The following is a 20,836-nucleotide window of genomic DNA, read 5'->3' on the forward strand; positions in this document are numbered from 1 at the left end:
TAATTACCTGCACTTAAATGTGTGTTGCTTGGTCCTATACGGCAGTGACCGTTGGGATCTCTTGTTCCTTATATTGCTTGCGCTTACGGGCCATCTTCTTCAGCGGTGGGCACTTCTCCTCGTTGAAATAGGTCACCTGACAGTCGAGGCAGTAGTGGCACTCGCGCATGTTGATCACCCCGTTGGGATGAATCGCCTGGATCTCGCACTCTTTGGCACAGGTCTTACAAGGCGTGCCGCATTCGGGGCGACGCTTGAGCCAGTCGAACAGTCGCACGCTATTACTCACCGACAGCGCGGCGCCCAGTGGGCAGAGATAGCGGCAGAAGGTCTTGCGATTAAACAGGCTGGAAAAGATCATCAGCAGTGCCCAGAGGATGAAGGGCCACTCGCGATCGAACTTGAGCAAGAAGGTGGTCTTGAAGGGTTCTATCTCGGCAAACTGCTCGGCCATGGCGAGGGAATCCAGCGACAGGCCAAACAGCGCCAGTAAAATTAGATATTTGATGGCCCATAGGCGCTCGTGTACGGCGAAGGGCAGCTCTATTTGCGGTAGCTTCAGGTAGCGGCCGGCAACATTGACCAACTCCTGCAGCGCGCCGAAGGGGCAGAGCCAGCCGCAGTAGACGGCGCGCCCCCACAGCAGCATGGTAACCGCCGCGGCGCACCAGAGAATGAAGATGATGGGATCGAGCAGGAAGAGATCCCAGGAGAAATCTTTCATCAGGGCGTGCAGGAAGGTGAATACGTTGACCACAGAGAGCTGTCCGCCCCAGCTCCAGCCGATCACGACCACTGTCACCACCAGGAAGCCATGGCGCAGGCGGTGCATGAAGGTCGGGTGTTTGACCAGAATATCCTGGAAGAAGAGGATGAGCAGCAAGACGCCCATGAGGATCAACAGCAGCACCACTTCTACCTGTCTGTCATGCCAGATCTGCTGCACCATGGTGAGTTCGGGTTCTGGGACTATGGCCGCCGGGGTGTCCACATACTTATCGAGCGGATCGTACTGACCCTTAAAGCTGGTGAACAGGCTGTCGATAGGGCCCGTTTGGCGTCTGACCAAGAGCTCGAATTGCCAAGGGGCACCCGGGTCGAACTCGTGATGCTCGGCGATGCGAAATACCGACATCTCTTTAAATTTAGGGGCCCCCTGAATGTAGAGATCGCTGATACGGTTGTGGTCCAGGTCTCTAAAGGAGATGGCGTTATCCTTCTGATGCACCTGGATGCGATCGAAGATACCGCCGCGTACATAGCCTGAGCCCTTGAAGGAGTAACCGTTGCCCATGACGGCCACCAGGTGTTCGCCGGGTTGTAGGTTCTGCGTCAGCCATTGATAGTCGGCGTCGCCGAAGAGGTTCTTGCCTATGGTGGGAATGTCGGCCAGGGTGTAATAGATCTCGGCAAACATCTCCTGCTTTTGATCGGCATCGGCCTTATCGACGTCCTCGGCGGCGGTGCCCATGAAGGCTTCGTCGACGGCGCCGCGGTTCAGATAAAGCTTGCGAATGGAGCCATCGCCGGTGAGTTGCTGCCAGTTGGCCTGGGTAAAGAGTTCCTGTTTGATGGTCGAGATGGGTTGAATCTGGTCGGCCTGTTGCTCGATGATCCCGAGCGCGATGGCGGCCTGGGTGGCGGCCTTGGTGATCGCCACGTTCATCACCATGACGGTTACCGTCGCGCCGGAGAGGCCGTCGATGGCGACTATGCCCTCCTTCTCGTTGCCACCCACCTTGAGCCTGTCCTTGACCGACAGCCCGGTATATTGCTCGGCAAACTTCCACAGCTTACTCTCGGGGATCCCCGCCAATATGATGGGTTCATGGTGCTCCAGCACCTTAGCTCCCAGGTATTTACCCGCTGGATCTATGGCGACGAGTATGTTGACCGGCTCGCCCGAGTAGGCAGGAATGCGAGCAATATCATTGGTTTCAAAACCATAGCCTAAGATCTGCTCGTCTTGGTAGATGGTCCTTAGGGCAGGCTCGCCCTGCTTGTCTGAGATACGGGTCGCATCTGGAAATAGCTCATGCAGGATAGGCAGGGGATCTTTTGGCGGGCTGACGAACAGGGCATAGCTGGGCGCAGCCAGCATGAGTGCCATCATGAGTGCCAGTAGGGTGAGTAAAATCCATTTTGCCTGTGTCGTATGGTGTATCAATCTTGCCACTCGAACGCTCCTACAGTCAGTCTCAAGGTGTGTCAACCTAGCGTTATTTATAGTGCATCCTAAATGCATCTTTATGTTTGTGACGTGATTGAGATCAAATAAATTGCAAATTTGTTAATTTGACAGGCTTTTTTTCGGGTGCGGTGTGGGGGGGGGATCACCCTGGCGGGCGGTGAACAAGTGGCATTTAAATTGAGTTGGCCGCCTTGTTATTAATTTCTATTAACTGAATGGTTAGCGCTAAATGACAGGTCGCGTCACCCGAGCTATGGGGCGCGACCTGCTGCGAGAGTATGGTTGCTCTCGATGAACTAGGGCCGATTTATTTCAGGCTCTCGTAATAGGCCGCCAGGTTGGCGATATCTTCTCTGTCAGTGGCATGGCCATAGGTGCCATGACTGGGTCTTGACGTGTACCTTCTTTGAAGGCTTTCAGTTGCTTCTCAATGTATTGAGCCTTCTGACCTTTGAGGTTAGGGTAGATGGGGGCTAGCGAGATACCGTCCGCACCGTGACAGGCGGCACAAAGCATAGATTTTGCTTTACCGGCTTCGATATCGCCTGCGTGTGCCGACAGCGTGAATAGGCTTGCAAAAGCGATGAGGGCAATCTTTTTCATATGAACTCCATTTAAATAAGTTCTTTATTTTTAAGAACAATTGTTGTCGCAATATCTGATGACAGACGACTTAGGTCATCTAAAAATAGGCGGCGTCAATCGAATGCTTCCTAGTTTAGACTGGGTTAAATTGGACATGTGAATATTAGGTGTATTTATAATGTATGTATTTGACCAAGGTCAAGTCTAGCCGAAATTTGGGGCGGGTATCACATCTTGTCGTCTCGTTGCAGACGCAGGAATAATCTAAATATAACAAGCAAGTGACTCAGAATTAACGGATAAGGGGATTGTAGTGCGTTGGGAGAATCTGGCGTTTGCCGAGTTGAGCCGCGAGCGGCTCTACGAGCTGCTCAAATTGCGCGTCGATGTGTTTGTGGTGGAACAGGCCTGTGCCTACCCCGAGCTAGATGGAAAGGACACCCTGGCCGAGACTCGCCATCTGCTGGGGCTGGACGAGCAGGGAGAGATTGCCGCCTATGCCAGAATCCTGGCCCCAGGGGTGAGCTACCCCCAGGCCAGCATAGGCCGTGTCATAGTGGCGCCGTCGGCCCGGGGCGCGGGGGTTGCTAAGCCATTGATGCTGGAGGCGATCGCTATTGCCAGCCAGGCGTGGCCAGAGCAGGGGATTCAGATTGGCGCTCAGGAATACCTCAAGGGATTCTATCAAGGGGTGGGGTTTAGGCCCGTGTCAGAGGTCTATCTCGAGGATGGTATTCCCCATCTCGACATGTTGCTCGATACGTGAGGAAAACTGGCGGGGACAAATAAAGGAGCACAGGGTGTGCTCCTTTATGTTCGGGTAATTAAGCCGTCAGACTTGTCAGTCACAGCGTCAGCGACTGTTCCCTGAGTTGGATCTTGGGATCATGTTCAACTTCGCCATATCTGTCTATGGTAGACAGCTGGCTCTGTTGGGCGATGATCGCCAGCGGACCCGAAGGCAAATGGCGAACAAACAACAGCCGATACCCGTATCGATGCAGGCTATAGAGGGCCATCTTTTGTTCCGCACTCATCGAGCTCCAATGCTCATCATGATGCAGGACGTTCCCTCGCCTGTCTTGCAGTTGTTGTGCTATTTGCATGTTATTATCTACACGTTTGTCGGCCGATGTAGCCAATCATTATCCTGTGCTGGCATGGCCAGACAGTTTTACAAGTTTAATCTTAATTAGATTAACATCAGTCATTTTACTGACTTTAATTGGGCATTAATTGAACGAGATCAATTTATGGGGCGAGAAGTGAGCCCGAAAGTGAAAAACTATGAAAATGCTCACAACTTGGCCGCATTTTGAGACTGGAGTGAAATGATTAATTATATCGAGCCGCTTTTTCGGCCACCCTCGGAGTGGAAGTCCCTCATCCTGCAGGTCACCAATGGTTGTAGCTGGAATCGCTGCCATTTCTGCGACATGTATACCGCACCGCAGAAGCAATTTCGTGCACAAAAACTAGATAAAATTGCAGAGGATATTCGAAGAGTCGCCCAGCAAAATCTGCCGATCTCACGGGTATTCTTGGCCGATGGTGACGCCATGAGCCTGCCCTTTAATCGCCTGGAGGCCATCTGCCTGTTGATCCGTGAACACCTGCCACAGGTGACCCGCATCAGCAGCTACTGCCTGCCGCGTAACCTAGGCAATAAGACGGATGCACAGCTAGCCCGCCTCAGAGAACTTGGGCTCAGCCTACTGTATGTGGGTTGTGAGAGCGGAGACGATGAGGTGCTGGCCCGCATCGAGAAGGGGGAGACCTTCGACTCCTCCTTGCTGGCACTTAAGCGCATACGCGCCGCCGGCATGAAGTCGTCAGTGATGATACTCAATGGCCTGGGCGGCGTTGAATTATCAGCGCAGCACGCGCGCAATTCGGCCCGCTTGATGAATCAGGCGCAGCCGGATTATCTGTCGACCTTGGTGGTGACCCTGCCCCTTGGCAAGGCGCGCATGGACGCCGGATTCGATGGTGATTTCAAACTGCCGGACCAACATGGCCTGCTGACCGAGATGCAGCTTCTGCTCGGTGAACTCGAGCTTGAGAAGACCATATTCCGCTCGGATCACGCCTCTAACTATCTGGTGCTCAAGGGGATATTAGGTCGTGACAAGCAGAGCCTGCTGGCCCAGGTCGATCAGGCGATTCAGGGGCTGGTGCCCCTGCGCCAGGAGTGGCAGCGCGGCCTGTAAGCCGCAGCCGTCATGCCGTTGGAGTTATCGCTCGATATGGATCTCGCGTACGGGGCAGGGGATCTCGATACCGGCCTGACGCAGCGCGTTGATTAGCTCCAGGTTGACCTGGTACTTATTCTGATAGTAGCGATTGGTGGGCACCCAGTAACGCAGGCCTATCTCTAAGCCTATGCTGTTGAAGCCGTTGATGCCTATCTGGGGGGCGCGCTCCTGATTCACCTCTTGGTTGGCATCCAGGACTCGCTGGGCGATGGCCAGCACCTGATTGGCATCGGCCGCGTAGCTGATGTTGAAACGTATCTCGACCAGCTTTTCACTAAAGGAGTTGTGCAGGATCTCGCCGACGATGTGCTTGTTGGGGATGCTGATCACCTCGCCTTCCTCGTTGGTGAGCAGGGTCAGCCCCAGGTGAATGCTCTTGACCACGCCGCTGACCCCCTGGATCTCTATGGTATTGCCCACCACGAAGGGGCGGGTCACTATGATGGTGACGCCCGCCGCGTAGTTAGAGAGCATGCCCTGTAGAGCCAGGCCGGCACCCAGGGAGGCGGCACCGATGGCGGCAACCATTGGCGTGATGCTAATCCCAAGCTTGCCCAGGGCGATAACCCCCACCATGACTATGATGAGAATGCGTACCAGGTTGGAGACAAAGTTGCTCAGGGTGATGTCGATCTCATGCTTCTCAAACTGGCTAGCCACCAAGTTAGAGATCTTATTGGCGACCCAGAGGCCCAACAGGAAGATCAGTAGGGCGCCGACCAGCTGGAAGCTGTATTTCACCAGAAACTCGGTCAACAGGTTGTAGACATTTTGCAGTTGCGCCAGCTCCTGCTCCAGACCATTCTCATTCATAACACTCATCCTAAAATTTGCCCCGAACGTCGCTCGCCCGGCCGTGGATTCTAACCTGGGTATGTTACTTAATATTCAATGGCTTGATAACCAATATCTCACCCATGTCCCATGACAATAATTAGCGTGAAGCATATCAAGCTATTGGCATGCATCCGAGGGCATGACGACCAGTATAAGATATAGTCTATTTCACCCCTAAGTAACCTAACCTTTATCATGAAAGAGGCATTATGAAAGCGCTAATTTTGGCTGTGGGCGTGCTGTTTTCGGCCGCGAGCCTGGCCAGCGGCCTGACCACGGGTGACCGTATCGAGGCGATCACCCTGGTGGATCAACATCAAGCCGTGTGGGAGCTCAACACCAATACTCAGGTTTTACTCTTTAGTCGTGGCATGAAGGGAGGGCAGATCATTCAGGAGGCGCTGGAGTCGCTGGATGCGCCTATGCCGGACAACTGGCGCTATGTCGCCGATATCAGCGGTATGCCCTCTTTGATCGCCAAGTTTGCGGCGATCCCCAAGATGCAAGATCTAGACTTTGCCATCGGCCTGGATCAGGAGGGCGAGGCGACTCATCTATTACCGGGTGATAAGGAGACGGCGACGGTGATCATCCTGGAGGGACTCGAGATCAGCAAGGTGATTCGGGTCGATTCGGCCAAGGCACTGCTCGAGGCGGTGAAATAGGCCAAGCACTGCCGTCTGTTGGTTATGAGAATTTGTCATAACAATCAATAGGATAGCCTGGCTCTTGTCCAGACGTAAAAGGCACCATCTCTTTTGGAATAAAAATTTATTTATTAAGCATAAAAATTCGTTGATCTCGGCGAGAAAATAGCGTTTACTTCGCAGCGATTTTTAATCGAATCACGCTGAACTATTTTTATTCTGCTACGGAGATACTGGCGAGATGAGCCAATTTCAAGCGATTGATGTTAATGAGTATTATGACCAGGCTACCTTTGAGCGTATCAAGGCATTTGCTCAGGATAAACCGACACCTTTCGTGGTGATTGACACTAAAATCATTGCAAAACAATATGATGACATGGTGCATAACTTCCCCTATGCCAGTATCTACTATGCGGTCAAGGCTAACCCTGCCAGGGAGGTATTGACCCTGCTGCGCGACCGTGGTGCCAATTTCGACATCGCCTCTATCTATGAGCTGGATATGGTGAGCGAGATCGGCGTGACGCCCGACAGAGTCAGCTATGGCAACACCATCAAGAAGCGCAAAGATGTGCGCGCCTTCTATGAGCGCGGCGTGCGCATGTATGCCTCTGATTCCGAGGCCGACCTGCGTATGATCGCCGAGGAGGCGCCGGGCTCGCGCGTCTACGTACGCATCTTGACCGAAGGCACCCACACGGCAGACTGGCCGCTGTCGCGTAAGTTCGGCTGCCAGAACGAGATGGCCTTCGAGCTACTCATCCTGGCCAAGTCGCTTGGGCTCGAACCCTACGGCATCTCCTTCCATGTCGGCTCACAGCAGCGCGATATCGGCGCCTGGGACTCGGCCATCGGCAAGGTGAAGAGTATCTTCGAGCGCCTGCGTGAAGAGCATGGTATCGAGCTGAAGATGATCAACTTAGGCGGTGGTTTTCCGGCGAACTATCTGGATAAGACCAACGAGTTGGGCACCTATGCCGAGCAGATCACCCATTTCCTGAAAGAGGACTTTGGTGATCAGCTGCCACAGATCATCCTCGAGCCTGGCCGCTCCCTGCTCTCTAACGCCGGCGTGTTGGTGTCTGAGGTGGTGTTGATCAGCAAGAAGTCCCAAACGGCTTTAGAGCGCTGGGTATTTACCGATGTGGGTAAGTTTTCGGGCCTTATCGAGACCATGGATGAAGCGATCAAATTCCCCATCTATACCGAACGTCAGGGCGAGCTGGACCGCTGCGTAATCGCCGGCCCAACCTGTGACAGTGCCGACATCATGTATGAGCACTACAGCTATGGGCTGCCTGTGGATCTGGCGATAGGGGATCGTATGTACTGGCTAACGGCCGGGGCCTATACCACCACCTACTCGGCGGTCTGCTTTAATGGCTTCCCGCCGCTGAAAGACTACTATCTCTAAGTACCTGCTAAAGAGATCACAATAAAGGGCGCCTAGGCGCCCTTTACTATGTCTGCCGTTTGGCTATTTGTCGTGTGCCTGAAGGATCTGATGCAGCTCCTCCTTGATATGCAGTTTCTGCTGCTTAAGCACCTTGACCTCTGGGGTGAAATCGCTGGTCGCATGTTGCTCTAGCTCTTTAATCTCGTCATCGAGTTCGTTGTGTTTGTTAAACATCTTGAGAAAATGCGCGTCTTTTGATTTTAGTTCGCTGATTAGGTCTCTGTATTCTGGAAACATATTGGCCGTCCTTCTTGGTCAAATGGGGGAGAGGTCGTAAGCAAGAGTGGTTAATTTCCCCTTGCTATGGTTTCAGCCTAGCGCGATCTTGCTGTCTGTTTTGTGATCAAATTCACCGCCTGGGGTTTCGCTTCTGTCACTTTGTAACAGCGATTTCAACCTGTTGTCTTATAAGACTATTTTCTTCTTTTTATTTTGGGCTAATACCTGATTTTTGGCGAAGACTCAGTGGAAGCAATAAATTTTGTCGGCTGGCTGGCAGCCTAGGTGGGAGTTGCTATATTTTCAGTGCTGCTAGCGGAATTGCTTTGGTAAATTCATTACAACAAATTATCTAACTACTGGCGGGGAAAGTGTGATCAGGTTAACCTTAATGGCTTTCATACTAGGTTAAAGTCCATTTAATAAGAATTTTATAATCAAAATTGAAAGGGGTTTTCATAATGTCAGATGTATTTCATTTAGGCCTGACGAAAGAGATGTTAGATGGTGCAACACTTGCGATCGTTCCGGGTGACCCAGAGCGTGTGAAGCGTATCGCTGAGTTGATGGACAATCCAACATTTTTGGCCAGTCACCGCGAATACACCAGCTACCTTGCCTATATCGACGGTAAGCCGCTGGTGGTCTGTTCTACCGGTATCGGTGGTCCATCGACCTCTATCGCCGTAGAAGAGCTGGCTCAGCTGGGCATCAATACTTTCCTGCGCGTCGGTACTACTGGTGCGATTCAGCCACAGGTTAACGTGGGTGATGTGATCGTGACTCAGGCGTCAGTGCGTCTAGACGGTGCGAGTCTGCACTTTGCACCTATGGAGTTCCCAGCCGTGGCGAACTTCGAATGTACCACTGCCATGGTGGCGGCGAGCCGCGAAGCCGGTTTAGAGCCACATATCGGTATCACCGCTTCGTCAGATACCTTCTACCCAGGTCAGGAGCGCTACGACACGGTAACGGGTCGCGTGACTCGTCGTTTCGCTGGTTCGATGAAAGAGTGGCAGGATATGGGCGTACTCAACTATGAGATGGAGTCGTCTACCCTGTTCACCATGTGTGCGACGCAAGGCTGGCGCGCGGCTTGTGTGGCCGGTGTGATCGTTAACCGTACTCAGCAGGAGATCCCTGATGAGGTGACCATGAAGCAGACCGAGACCAGTGCCGTGTCTATCGTGGTTGCGGCGGCGAAGAAGCTGTTGGCTTAAGTCTCGCTAAACGATGTTAAGAAGGCGCCTGATGGCGCCTTTTTTGTTTGCTTGCATCTGAACAGGCTTTTGCACTGTCGGATTAGAAGTGATACTTGGCGATCACCGAGTAGGTGTTCTGATCTATCCCTTTCACGCCATATTTGTTCTTCCAGTAATCGTATTCGATACCCACAAACAGCTTATCTTTCTTGTGTGCGCCGAAGATGGCCGCACCCAGGTCGTACTTGACCTGAGGGTTGAAGTGGAAGTTTTCCTCATAGCCTGTGTTATCGGCCGAGAATACCCAGTCGATAAAGCCGTCGAGCACTATGTTTGAGTGGCCTACCGGGAAGTCCATACGGAAGACTGGGGTCAACTGCCAGCCGTCGCTCAGGTTGCCACTGCTGATGGCATCACGGCGATAGGTGTTGAGTTGGAAATAGCTGAAATAGGGGATCTTGAAGTCCAGACCCACACCATAGAGGAAGCTCTTCACCGGGCCTTCGCCCTCTTCGTAGGTGAGTGCCAGCGATACGTCTGTGATGGCACCTACGCCCACAGGCTTACCTAAGATCTTGCTGGCGCTGAAGCGCGGGGAGATCTCGCCATAGGTGGTGCTATCTTTGCCGCCGTTGTTGCCATTGAAGTAGATGAAGTCCTGGAAGGCGAACCAGTCGCCATACTTCCAGCCACCTGCAGTTTCTATGGTGACAGTGGTTTGTCGCTCAGAGGGAGCCAGATCATAGTTGTCGCCATAGAGGGCGGTGGCACTGAGATCCCACCATTGAACCATGTCATCGGCCAGCGCGGGCTGGGCGGCGAGTAGCGCGAGGAGAAGCCATTTCCTGTTCATCATCTGTTTACCTTTATCGTCGTTTTTTGAGTTATTTTGCGGTGCGGCTATTTGTGGTTAATTTGAAAACAATCTTGGCACTCTTAGCTGCCTTTTTGGACTGTTTTCACGCCGTATGTTTTATGCGCCGCAAGTATACGGGATTTCGCCATTGTGCCCAATTCCAAAACAATGTCTTTTACCCTGGTAAATTAAATGTTTGTTGCCTGTGTCACATTTGTATCTTGACATAATATGTCGCATTGAGAGAAAAGAGCTGATATAGTCTTGGCAGGGATACTCTCATTTCAGGGGGGAAATATGGAGTTTTCTAATCCTATCTTTATCTGGATTACTGCCGGTATAGTCTTGATGTTAGCCGAGATCATTCTGCCCGGCGGTATCGTTATTTTCCTGGGCGCCGCCTGTTTGGTGGTCGCGGGCGCATTGACCCTTGGCTGGGTTGAAGGCTTTGTGCAGGCCCTGACGCTCTGGTTCATCTCTGCCATCGTCTTGTTGCTGGCATTTCGCCAGGTAACACAGCGTCTGGTGGGTGGTGATTCCCATGTGGATAATACCGATGAGGAGTTTGACCTTTATAATCAAGTTGCCGTCGTCAAGACGGCGATCGGCCCGGCACAGCAGCAGGGACGCGTCGAATTTCAGGGAAGCGAATGGCCAGCACTGGGTGATGGCAGCGAGATCCCGGTCGGCGCGCGCGTCAGAGTGATTTGCCGCGAAAATATTGCCCTGGTCGTTGAACCTTTGACAGAGCAGGCATAGCCTGGCTGCTTATTTACAGGATGGAATCTATGTTCGAATTTACCTTATTAATACTCTTCGTTTTTTTTATTCTTTATAACCTGTTGTTGATCGTGCCTATGCGCGAGGTACACGTTATCGAGCGCCTGGGCAAGTTCCGGGTGGTATTACAGCCTGGTTTTCACTTTCTGATCCCTTTCTTCGACCGTGTCGCCTACCGACACGACACACGTGAACAGGTGCTGGATGTGCCGCCACAGAGTTGTATCTCGAAAGACAACACTCAGCTAGAGGTCGACGGCCTGGTCTATCTCAAGGTGATGGACGGCAAGCTGGCCAGCTATGGTATCGAAGATTATCGCCGCGCGGCGGTGAACCTGGCGCAGACCACAATGCGCTCCGAGATAGGTAAGCTGAGTCTGAGTGAGACCTTCTCCGAGCGAGACAGCCTCAACGAATCTATCGTGCGTGAGATCGATAAGGCGTCCGATCCCTGGGGGATCAAGGTACTCAGGTATGAGATCAAAAACATTACGCCATCTTTCAAGGTGATCCACACCCTGGAAAAGCAGATGGAGGCCGAACGCAGCAAGCGCGCCGAGATCACCCTGGCCAATGCCGAGAAGGCGGCGATGATTAACCTCTCAGAGGGCGAGCGTCAGGAGGCGATCAACCTGTCGGAGGGTGAGAAGCAGAAGCGGATCAACGAGGCCAAGGGTACGGCCCAGGAGATTGCCATCGTTGCCCGTGCCAAGGCGGAAGCCATGACCCTTGTCTCCGAGGCATTGGCGCTCGAAGGCGGTAACGAGGCGATGAATATGCAGCTTAAGGAGCAGTTCATCAATCAGGTTGGCAAGATACTCAACGAAGCCGATATTTCTGTGGTGCCGGCCGAGATGGCCAAGCTGGAAGGTTTCTTTGAGGGCATGGAGCAGGTGACTCAGAGTGTGGGTCAGGTAAAAGGAGGTCGCGCATGATCGCAGGTATCAACACAGATTTAATCGTATTGGGGATCTGGGGACTGATCTTCGCCATCTTCATCATCAAGCTGTTCCAGTCGATTCGTCTGGTGCCTACCAAGTCGGCCTATATCGTCGAGCGTCTGGGTAAGTATCACACCACCCTGGACGCCGGCTTCCACGCCCTGGTGCCTTTCATCGATAAGGTGGCATACATGCATGACCTTAAAGAGGAAACCATAGACGTGCCGCCTCAGGAGTGTTTCTCCAGCGACGAGGTCAACGTCGAGGTAGATGGGGTGATCTATATCTCCGTGGTGGATCCGGTAAAGGCCAGCTACGGCGTGACCGACTACCGTTTCGCCGCCATTCAGCTGGCGCAGACCACGACCCGATCTGTCATTGGCACCCTAGATCTCGACCGCACCTTCGAGGAGCGTGACGTGATCAGCGCCAAGGTGGTCGAGGTGCTGGATCAGGCCGGTGCTACCTGGGGGATCCGGGTACACAGATATGAGATCAAGAATATCGCCCCTCCTGAGACGGTGAAGAACGCCATGGAGATGCAGGTGAACGCCGAGCGTGAACGCCGCGCCTTACTGGCCAAGAGCGAGGGTGACAAGCAGAGCAAGATCAATCGCTCCGAAGGGGTCAAGGCCGAGATGATCAACCGCTCAGAGGGTGAGATGCAAAAGCGGATCAACGAGGCCGAGGGTAAGGCGGAGGAGATCCTCACCATCGCCAAGGCGACGGCCGAGTCTATCGAGCGCATGGCCCAGGTGGTGTCGGCGCCCGGCGGTAAGAATGTGGTGCGTATGCAGCTCGGTGCCCAGTACCTCAAGCAGTTCGACGGCCTGACTAACAGCGCCAACAAGATTGTCCTGCCGGGCAACATGATGGACTTCGATCACTGGATGGACAGCATAGGGCTGGAGGAGAGCAAGGACTAAGCCTCGCCTAACCCCCGACCTATCCCTAAAAGCCCAAGCCTTAGCCTGGGCTTTTTTTTACTTGCAGTTTTAGTGTGACGACCGCTTAGGAATACGGGCGACGGTAGGATCGGGCTACGCCTCCTGTTATACTTGCCGCCTGATTTTTTGGAGGCAAGAATGGACGTATCTTCTTTACTCGACGGCTTAAACGATAAACAGCGCGAGGCCGTCGGCGCACCACAATCTAGCATGCTGGTGCTGGCGGGCGCGGGCAGCGGTAAGACCCGGGTACTGACCCACCGTATCGCTTGGCTGATGCAGGTAGAGCAGCAGAGTCCCTATTCTATTCTGGCGGTGACCTTTACCAACAAGGCCGCGGCCGAGATGCGCGAGCGTGTGGAGAAGGTTAGCGGCAGCAACATGGGCCGCATGTGGATCGGCACCTTCCATGGCTTGGCCCATCGCCTGCTGCGCACCCATTATCAAGACGCCAACTTGCCCCAGAGCTTCCAAATTCTCGACTCGGATGATCAGCTTAGGCTGATCAAGCGGATCCTCAAGAGCCTGAATCTGGATGAGAAACAGTATCCGCCACGCCAGGCCCAGGGCTATATCAACGGTAAGAAAGATCAGGGGCTAAGACCCAAGCATATCGACGCCGGTGGCTTCCCCATAGAGCAGAACCTGCTGAAGATTTATCAGGTGTATCAGGAGTCTTGCGATCGCGCTGGCCTGGTGGACTTTGCCGAGATCTTGCTAAGGGCCCATGAGCTCTGGCTCAACAAGCCCCATATTCTCGAGCACTATCAGGAGCGCTTCAAGAACATACTGGTGGACGAGTTTCAGGACACCAACGCCATCCAGTACGCCTGGATCCGTGTGCTCGCGGGCAGCACGGCCAACGTGATGATCGTCGGCGATGATGACCAGTCCATCTATGGCTGGCGCGGTGCCCAGGTGGAGAACCTGCATAAGTTCCTGCAGGACTTCCCGGCGGCCCAGACCATACGCCTGGAGCAGAATTACCGCTCCAGCGGCAACATTCTTAACGCCTCCAACGAGCTGATCGCCAACAATCCGGACCGACTGGGTAAGAAGCTGTGGACCGAAGATCAGGCAGGCGAGAAGATAGGCCTGTACTGCGCCTTCAACGAGATGGATGAGGCCCGCTTCATCGTCGGGCGCATCACCGACTGGCAGGACATGGGCGGCAATCTCAGCGATTGTGCCATCCTCTATCGTTCCAACGCCCAGTCGCGGGTGCTGGAAGAGGCGCTGCTGCACAAGGGGATGGCCTATCGCATCTACGGCGGTCTGCGCTTCTTCGAGCGTCAGGAGATCAAGGACGCCATGGGGTATATGCGGCTGATCAGCAACAAGAACGACGATGCCGCCTTCGAGCGTATCATCAACACGCCGACCCGCGGCATAGGCGATCGTACCCTGGAGATCCTGCGCAGTACGGCGCGTCAGCAGGAGCTGACCCTGTGGCAGACCTGTCTGCGTCTGCTCGATGAGAAGGTGCTCTCGGGCCGGGCCGCCAACGCGGTACGAGGCTTCATGGATCTTATCGTCACCCTGCAGCAGGAGACTGAGGAGCAGTCGCTGCACCGCATGACAGACCATGTGATCCAGGCCTCTGGCCTCAAGGCCATGTACGAGGCAGAGAAGGGCGAGAAGGCCCGTGCCAGGGTAGAAAACTTAGAAGAGCTGGTCACCGCGGCGCGCACCTTCGTGATGCCGGAAGACCTCGAAGACATGGGCGAGCTGAACGCCTTCCTCTCCCATGCGGCTCTAGAGGCAGGCGAGGGGCAGGCCGATGCCTTCACCGACGCCGTGCAGCTGATGACACTGCACTCGGCCAAGGGCCTGGAGTTCCCCATGGTCTTCATGGCGGGGGTTGAGGAGGGGATATTCCCCAGCCAGATGGCGATGGATGAGGGCGACAGGCTCGATGAGGAGCGCCGCCTCTGTTACGTGGGCATGACCCGTGCCATGAAGCAGCTCTATATCACCTACGCCGAGTCACGCCGCATCTATGGCCGGGAAAACTATGCTCGTCCGTCGCGTTTCATCAAGGAGATCCCTGACGACTATGTGCAGGAGATCCGCATGAGGACCAGCGTTACCGCGCCTGCCAGCACTAACAGGTTCAGTCAGGCGCAGGCTTCCTTTAACGACTCCGGCTTCAATATCGGCCAGCGGGTGAACCACCCTAAGTTTGGTGAGGGTAAGGTGACAAACTTCGAGGGTAGCGGTGCCCAGGCCAGAGTCCAGGTCGATTTTCTCGACGTGGGCAGCAAGTGGCTGGTGGTGGCCTATGCGCGTTTGGAGACGCTGTAGAACTGCGTTGATAAAGCGCTTGAAACTCTAAGGGCGTCAGTCATAATGCCAAGTAATGATAAAGGCCAAAGCAGTCGTTAGGAGAGCCTAGAAAATGAGCTTAAGGGATAAATTGGACGCCTATTTGCGTCTGGCACGGATGGACAGGCCCATAGGAACCTTTTTGTTGTTATGGCCATGCCTGATGGCGCTGGTGCTGGCCGCCGGTGGCATGCCGGATCTTAAGGTGTTGATCATCTTCGTTATCGGTGTGGTGGTGATGCGTGCCTGCGGCTGTATCATCAACGATTATGCCGACCGCAAGCTGGACTCCCATGTTGAGCGTACCAAGAGTCGTCCCCTGGCCAGTGGCGAGGTGACGGTCAAAGAGGCGCTTATTCTGTTTGTGGTGCTGGGCCTGTTAGCCTTTGGCCTGGTGTTGATGCTCAATCCTCTGGTGGTGCAGCTCTCCTTCGTCGGCATCATATTGACCATCATCTATCCCTTTACCAAGCGCTTTACCAACATGCCGCAGATGTTCCTCGGCGTGGTGTGGAGCTGGTCGATTCCTATGGCCTATGCGGCGCAGCTTGGTGAGGTGCCCGTAGAAGCCTGGTGGCTGTTTGCCGCCAACTGGTGCTGGACAGTGGCCTACGACACCATGTATGCCATGGTGGACAGAGACGACGACCTCAAGGTGGGTATCAAGTCGACGGCGATTCTATTTGGCGACCTCGACCGTCAGATCATAGGTCTGTTTCAACTGGCGGCCCTAGGCTGTTTTGTCATGGCCGGCCTCAGTGCCGATCGTGGCTTGGTGTTTGCCCTGGGGATCCTCACCTTTATCGGCTTTGGTCTCTATCAGCAGAAATTGATCTTCGATCGCGAGCGCGCGCCCTGCCTGCAGGCCTTCTTAAACAACAACTGGGCCGGCATGACGCTGTTTGTGGCTCTCGGCGCCGATTACCTCATCTAATCCCTTCAGGGTAAGAACAAAAAAGCCAGCGACCCAAGTCACTGGCTTTTTTTTTGGATCAAGGTAGGTCTCATACCAATCGTAATCAATAATTGATCATGCTAGCTTGTTAAAACGCTCGATAAGGGTACTAGCAATTTTTAATTGTAGAATAACCACTTATCTAAAAATCCTGCTTGGTTTTCTAGCGTTTTTGCTGCGCTATTTATGATCACCTACTGACTGTGATTGATATTACTTGTTGTCGGCTTCTTTCAGCCACTGGGCCGCACGCTTGGCGAAGTAGGTGAGGATACCGTCGGCACCTGCTCGTTTGAAGCACAGCAGTGACTCCATGACGATCGCCTTCTCGGCCAACCAACCATTCTCGATGGCAGCCATGTGCATGGCGTACTCACCGCTCACCTGATAGGCAAAAGTTGGTACCGCCAGCTCTGTCTTAACGCGGTTAACGATATCCAGGTATGGCATGCCTGGCTTGACCATCACCATGTCGGCGCCTTCCTGGATATCCAGGGCGACTTCGTGTAGCGCCTCGTCGCTGTTGGCCGGGTCCATCTGGTAGCTGTGCTTATTGCCGCCCTTGAGGTTGCCGGCAGAGCCAACCGCATCACGGAAGGGACCATAGTAGTTTGAGGAGTATTTGGCCGAATACGCCATGATCTGGGTATTCACATGGCCCGCTTCTTCAAGCGCCTGACGAATGGCGCCGATGCGGCCATCCATCATGTCAGATGGCGCGACGATATCGGCACCGGCCTCTGCATGAGACAGTGCCTGCTTCACCAGGATCTCAGTGGTGATGTCATTCAGGATATAGCCATCTTCATCGATGATGCCGTCCTGACCATGAGTGGTGAAGGGATCCAGCGCCACGTCTGTCATGACCCCAAGCTCGGGGAAGGCTTCTTTCAGGGCGCGCACCGCGCGCTGCGCCAAGGCATCGGCGTTGTAGGCCTCTTCGGCCATCAGGGTCTTCTTCTCGGCTGGGGTCACAGGGAACAGCGCCACTAATGGGATCCCCAGCTTGACTAATTCTTCCGCTTCCTTGAGCAATAGATCGATTGAGTAGCGCTCGATGCCAGGCATTGAAGCGACCTGCTCAGTACGGTTATTACCTTCGAGCACGAACATTGGGTAGATCAAGTCGTTGACCGATAGCTGGTTTTCGGCCATCAGACGGCGACTAAAATCGTGTTTACGCATGCGGCGCATTCTGCGCTGAGGGAAAGCACTGGTAATGATGTTCACATTCGACTCCTAATTTAGGGTTGCTTGCTTTATTGGGCTACACGCTTCACTGCACATGGCTAGATGGCGCATAGCCGCTAAGTCGGTTAATTTTATTCTTCGAGTTCGGGCGAATAGACGCAAACGCGATTTCGGCCCTCATGCTTGGCACGATAGAGTGCCTTGTCTGCCTGGTCGACCAGCAGCTGAGTGTGCTGATCATCGACGATCACTTCGGCGCAGATCCCGATACTGATGGTGAGCGGAATAGCCTGCTCTCCCCATGCCAGGGGTAACTGACTGACAGTGCTGCGCATCAGCTCTGCCACCTGCTGAGCCCCGTCTGAGGAGGTGTTGGGCAGTATCATAGCAAACTCTTCGCCACCGAAACGTGACACCAGATCACTTGGGCGCCTTAATTTTGCCTTTAACGCCTGGGCAATGCTCTTGAGCGTCTGATCCCCTGCCAGGTGGCCATAGGTATCGTTGATCGCCTTGAAGTGGTCGATATCTATCATCAGGATCGCCAGCGGTGTCTGCTGGCGGCGACTCAGGCGGCCCTCGGCCTGCAGGCGTTTCTCGAAGGCGGCGCGATTTTTCACGCCTGTGAGACTATCGACCGTGTTTTGCTCGGTAAGTTTCTGGTTGGCCTCATTTAATTCTCGAAGTGCGATCTCGAGCTCTAAGGTGCGCTCCTGCACCATCTGTTCCAGGCGTTCGTTGGTGTCGGCCTCGGCCTTGAGGGCCTCTTCGCGGGCCTGGCGTATTCGCTGGGCTTGCAGTAAGGCCTCCTGCTGGATCTTGAGCTTGGCCTTGCGCTCATCGTTATAGCGGATCGCCAGCACGGCCGCCATGAAGACGATTTCGAAACTCAGGCCGACCATGATAGGCGTCTGATGCATGATGGGCAGGTAGATGACCCCCAGGTACATCATGGCGGTGACGAACGAGCCTATCAGCATCCCAGACCAGGCCAGGGTGTAGAGTCTGGCCAGCTTATGGCCTCGCAGGCTCAGCAGCAGGGCGATGAGCATCAGTATGCTGGTGGTGATCAATACCGCAATGATATTGACCTTGAGCGCCACCGAGTAACTTAAAAACGGCGTGATTAGCGTGAGCAACAAGCCGGTGGCGGCGCCGTAGCGGCACACTCTCAGCATCTTGAGGTTGTGGTACTTGAGCTGCAACACCTTCTCGGAAAACATCAGCACGAAGGTGAGGGCGATAGGGATAAGTATCGGCACCATGATCGCCTGTAACACAGGCCAGTTGGGCCAGAGATACCTGAAGGAGAGACCATGCAGGCTGGCGACCAGAAGTGTGGCTGACAGCACATAGCCCGAATAGTAGCTGTAACTGTAGGAGCGCGAGGTGAGTGCGATAAACAGGCTAAACAGGCCAATCGCCATCAGGGCGCCCAGCTGGAATCCCTGGTAGAGGGACTGCGTCTCAGTGGCCTTGACGATATGGTCTGGTGACAGCAGCGAGATAGGCAGGTTGGCACTGCCCTTACTCTCTATCCTTATGTAGAAGGTGTGCACCCGCTCCGGCGTCAGCTCGAAACGGTAGAGAAAGTCATTGTTGATGATGGGGCGCTGACGAAAGGGCAGGCTGTCACCCATCTCAAGGTGCACCGTGGGTTGACCCGTCTGCAGGTGATACAGGTCTATCTTATCTAAGTGCGGGTTACCCAGCTTAAGATAGCGTCGCATCTGGCTCTGGGTCGCGTTATAGAGGCTGAACTTGACCCAGAAAGGTTTGACCCCAAGGTGCTGATTAAACTCAGGAGTCAGCCGCTGCCAGCGATGACTGCTCTGCTTGCTGACCTGCTCCAGCGTCGTCAGGCTGTCATCCTGAATATAATAGAGCCAGGAGGTGAGCTGGATCGACTGGTCTCTGTTGACCGCCAGCAGCGACTCGCCCTGGCTAAAGCCGGGGAAACTCAGGGTGATCAGCAGGAGCAATAGCTTAAATGGGTTCATAGTCCTCTTCTATGCCGAAGAAGGCGCAGCTATTGTGATAGGCCTGACGGGCAAAGGCCTGTTCAGACTCGCCCCTGAGATCGGCGATGACCCTGGCGATGTAAGGCAGGTACTGAGGTTTGTTCTTGCTCGATTTTGGCTTGGGACGCATGCTGCGGGGCAGCAGATAGGGGCTGTCGGTCTCTATCATGATGCGATGACTTGGAATATCGGCCACCAGTTCGGCCAGCTCCTGGCCACGGCGCTCATCACACACCCAGCCGGTGATCCCCAGGTGCAGATCCAGCTCGATATATCGTTCCAGGCTGGCACGATTGCCGGTAAAGCAGTGCAGCAGGGCGCCCTTTAGTTGTGGGCGATAGGCCTGCAAGATGGCGGCAAAGTCCTCGTGGGCATCGCGCTCATGCATCAGCACGGGCATCTCGAGTTCGACGGCTAGGGCTAGCTGCGCCTCGAAGGCCTCACGCTGTTTCGGCCTGGGTGAGAAGTCGCGATTATAGTCCAGGCCACACTCGCCGACGGCCACGACGCCGGTCTGCTTCGCTAGCTGGGTGAGCCGATCGCGGCTGCTGGCATCCCACTCGCTGGCGTGATGCGGATGCACTCCCGCCGTGGTGTAGAGGGCGTTTGGATAACGGGCGGCGCAGTCGTTCGCCTGCTGACTCTCATCTAGGCTGGAGCCAATAACAATGAGCGGCGATACCCCTTGGGCCGCCGCATCACTGATTAGCGTGTCACACTCTTGTTCTAACGGGCTGCCAACCAGGTTGACAGCTATGTCTATGTAGCTGGGCATTAGTCGATGCGCTTAACCCTGATGGTGGCGTTAGTGTCATCTTTACCCATGAGGAAAGAACCTAGGGCGCCCTTTTCGATATACACGCTCTCACCTGCCTTAACCTTGAAGCGATTGGTGTCATTCTGTTTCCAGACCTGGCCATTGTCGAAGCTGATGGTCAGGATACCACGGGGATTCTTCTTCACCGACTCGACCGTCATGACAATCTTTTCGACTTCGGTGACTTCTTCCTTATACACCTTACCGAAACTGGCTTCTGCCGAAGCGGGTGTGCTGGCTACCACGGCGGCCGCCTGTGGTGCAGGTTTAGGTTGTGGTGTCGGTGCAGACTTAGAGACGGGGGCGACATGCTTGCTGCTTTGCGCCTTGTTACCGACCTTGGCGGCCAGCTTGTCGTAGCAGATCAGCCTGTCTAGCTTGTCCTGTTTGGCCGCACATTGGCTGAGTTGCTGCTCGATACCGGCAGAGGCATTGAGTGAGAAGAGTAGAGTGGAGAGTGCTATCCAGCTGGTTGGTGCCGCAAAACTTAAGCGCATAGAGAGTTCCTTTTTATTATGGAGGGCTCGCGGCGAGACAGGCAGGTGACGGGGTAAAAAATAACAACAAGCTATCCGTTACCGGATAGCTTGAAGCAAGATTCTGCGTTA

At 54.3% G+C, this 20,836-nt stretch carries 20 protein-coding genes; 10 read left to right on the plus strand and 10 right to left on the minus strand.

Annotated features, from left to right (window positions below; translation table 11 throughout):
- Positions 1 to 34: 34 nt before the first annotated feature.
- Positions 35 to 2,110: a transcriptional regulator NosR gene (gene nosR / locus DB48_RS08405; protein ID WP_235375370.1), complete on the minus strand. Its 2,076-nt coding sequence runs from the start codon at positions 2,108 to 2,110 to the stop codon at positions 35 to 37.
- Positions 2,111 to 2,503: 393 nt separating this feature from the next.
- Entirely contained in the window at positions 2,504 to 2,794 is a 291-nt protein-coding gene (locus tag DB48_RS08410) for a c-type cytochrome (RefSeq protein ID WP_443018623.1), read from the minus strand.
- Between the two features lie 295 nt (positions 2,795 to 3,089).
- Here DB48_RS08410 and DB48_RS08415 point away from each other — a divergent pair, with 295 nt between their 5' ends.
- Complete coding sequence (locus DB48_RS08415) at positions 3,090 to 3,542, plus strand: GNAT family N-acetyltransferase (RefSeq protein WP_041509853.1); 453 nt, start codon at positions 3,090 to 3,092, stop codon at positions 3,540 to 3,542.
- A gap of 79 nt (positions 3,543 to 3,621) precedes the next feature.
- Here the strand turns inward: DB48_RS08415 and DB48_RS08420 are convergent, their stop codons facing one another.
- On the minus strand, positions 3,622 to 3,813 hold the full coding sequence (locus DB48_RS08420) for a hypothetical protein (protein WP_235375369.1): 192 nt from the start codon (positions 3,811 to 3,813) through the stop codon (positions 3,622 to 3,624).
- 294 nt (positions 3,814 to 4,107) lie between these two features.
- Between DB48_RS08420 and DB48_RS08425 the strand changes: the two genes are divergently transcribed.
- Positions 4,108 to 4,986, plus strand: a complete 879-nt coding sequence (locus DB48_RS08425) for a radical SAM protein (protein WP_041509854.1) — start codon at positions 4,108 to 4,110, stop codon at positions 4,984 to 4,986.
- Between the two features lie 24 nt (positions 4,987 to 5,010).
- Here the strand turns inward: DB48_RS08425 and DB48_RS08430 are convergent, their stop codons facing one another.
- Entirely contained in the window at positions 5,011 to 5,844 is an 834-nt protein-coding gene (locus tag DB48_RS08430; RefSeq protein ID WP_041509855.1) for a mechanosensitive ion channel family protein, read from the minus strand.
- Between the two features lie 233 nt (positions 5,845 to 6,077).
- On the opposite strand from DB48_RS08430, the gene DB48_RS08435 reads away from it, so the two are divergent.
- Together DB48_RS08435 and DB48_RS08440 are read left to right on the plus strand one after the other, a co-directional pair.
- A complete protein-coding gene (locus DB48_RS08435) occupies positions 6,078 to 6,533 on the plus strand; it encodes a hypothetical protein (RefSeq protein WP_041509856.1) in 456 nt (151 codons plus the stop codon).
- Between the two features lie 223 nt (positions 6,534 to 6,756).
- Complete coding sequence (locus DB48_RS08440; RefSeq protein ID WP_041509857.1) at positions 6,757 to 7,932, plus strand: type III PLP-dependent enzyme; 1,176 nt, start codon at positions 6,757 to 6,759, stop codon at positions 7,930 to 7,932.
- A 63-nt stretch (positions 7,933 to 7,995) separates the two neighbouring features.
- Here DB48_RS08440 and DB48_RS08445 read toward each other — a convergent pair whose 3' ends face one another.
- Complete coding sequence (locus DB48_RS08445) at positions 7,996 to 8,211, minus strand: YdcH family protein (protein ID WP_041509858.1); 216 nt, start codon at positions 8,209 to 8,211, stop codon at positions 7,996 to 7,998.
- A gap of 443 nt (positions 8,212 to 8,654) precedes the next feature.
- On the opposite strand from DB48_RS08445, the gene udp reads away from it, so the two are divergent.
- Entirely contained in the window at positions 8,655 to 9,413 is a 759-nt protein-coding gene (gene udp / locus DB48_RS08450; protein WP_041509859.1) for a uridine phosphorylase, read from the plus strand.
- Positions 9,414 to 9,495: 82 nt separating this feature from the next.
- Here udp and DB48_RS08455 read toward each other — a convergent pair whose 3' ends face one another.
- Positions 9,496 to 10,248, minus strand: coding sequence for an ion channel protein Tsx (locus DB48_RS08455; RefSeq protein ID WP_041509893.1), 753 nt, complete (start codon positions 10,246 to 10,248; stop codon positions 9,496 to 9,498).
- 300 nt (positions 10,249 to 10,548) lie between these two features.
- Between DB48_RS08455 and DB48_RS08460 the strand changes: the two genes are divergently transcribed.
- The 5 genes from DB48_RS08460 to ubiA all read left to right on the plus strand — a co-directional run bounded on the left by DB48_RS08460 (position 10,549) and on the right by ubiA (position 16,178).
- A complete protein-coding gene (locus DB48_RS08460; protein ID WP_041509860.1) occupies positions 10,549 to 11,010 on the plus strand; it encodes an NfeD family protein in 462 nt (153 codons plus the stop codon).
- Positions 11,011 to 11,039: 29 nt separating this feature from the next.
- The gene (locus DB48_RS08465; protein ID WP_041509861.1) at positions 11,040 to 11,966 is read left to right on the plus strand and encodes an SPFH domain-containing protein; all 927 of its coding nucleotides are present in this window, start codon (positions 11,040 to 11,042) and stop codon (positions 11,964 to 11,966) included.
- Positions 11,963 to 12,898 (plus strand): SPFH domain-containing protein, encoded by a 936-nt coding sequence (locus DB48_RS08470; RefSeq protein ID WP_041509862.1) that lies wholly within the window; start codon positions 11,963 to 11,965, stop codon positions 12,896 to 12,898. Before DB48_RS08465 ends, DB48_RS08470 begins: the two co-directional genes overlap by 4 nt.
- A 159-nt stretch (positions 12,899 to 13,057) precedes the next feature.
- Positions 13,058 to 15,223 (plus strand): DNA helicase II, encoded by a 2,166-nt coding sequence (gene uvrD, locus DB48_RS08475; RefSeq protein WP_041509863.1) that lies wholly within the window; start codon positions 13,058 to 13,060, stop codon positions 15,221 to 15,223.
- Between the two features lie 94 nt (positions 15,224 to 15,317).
- The gene (gene ubiA / locus DB48_RS08480; protein ID WP_041509864.1) at positions 15,318 to 16,178 is read left to right on the plus strand and encodes a 4-hydroxybenzoate octaprenyltransferase; all 861 of its coding nucleotides are present in this window, start codon (positions 15,318 to 15,320) and stop codon (positions 16,176 to 16,178) included.
- 234 nt (positions 16,179 to 16,412) lie between these two features.
- Here ubiA and hemB read toward each other — a convergent pair whose 3' ends face one another.
- From hemB to DB48_RS08500, 4 genes are all read right to left on the minus strand, one after another.
- The gene (gene hemB, locus DB48_RS08485) at positions 16,413 to 17,429 is read right to left on the minus strand and encodes a porphobilinogen synthase (RefSeq protein ID WP_041509865.1); all 1,017 of its coding nucleotides are present in this window, start codon (positions 17,427 to 17,429) and stop codon (positions 16,413 to 16,415) included.
- A 92-nt stretch (positions 17,430 to 17,521) separates the two neighbouring features.
- Positions 17,522 to 19,390 carry a sensor domain-containing diguanylate cyclase gene (locus tag DB48_RS08490; protein WP_041509866.1) on the minus strand — a complete coding sequence of 623 codons (1,869 nt, stop codon included), beginning with the start codon at positions 19,388 to 19,390 and terminating at the stop codon, positions 17,522 to 17,524.
- Positions 19,377 to 20,186, minus strand: coding sequence for a TatD family hydrolase (locus DB48_RS08495; protein WP_041509867.1), 810 nt, complete (start codon positions 20,184 to 20,186; stop codon positions 19,377 to 19,379). The genes DB48_RS08490 and DB48_RS08495 overlap by 14 nt, the downstream gene beginning before the upstream one ends.
- On the minus strand, positions 20,186 to 20,725 hold the full coding sequence (locus DB48_RS08500) for a hypothetical protein (protein WP_041509868.1): 540 nt from the start codon (positions 20,723 to 20,725) through the stop codon (positions 20,186 to 20,188). The genes DB48_RS08495 and DB48_RS08500 overlap by 1 nt, the downstream gene beginning before the upstream one ends.
- Positions 20,726 to 20,836 lie beyond the last annotated feature (111 nt).

The sequence above is a fragment of the Shewanella sp. cp20 genome, from assembly GCF_000832025.1.
In the GTDB taxonomy this organism is placed as follows: Bacteria; Pseudomonadota; Gammaproteobacteria; order Enterobacterales; family Shewanellaceae; genus Shewanella.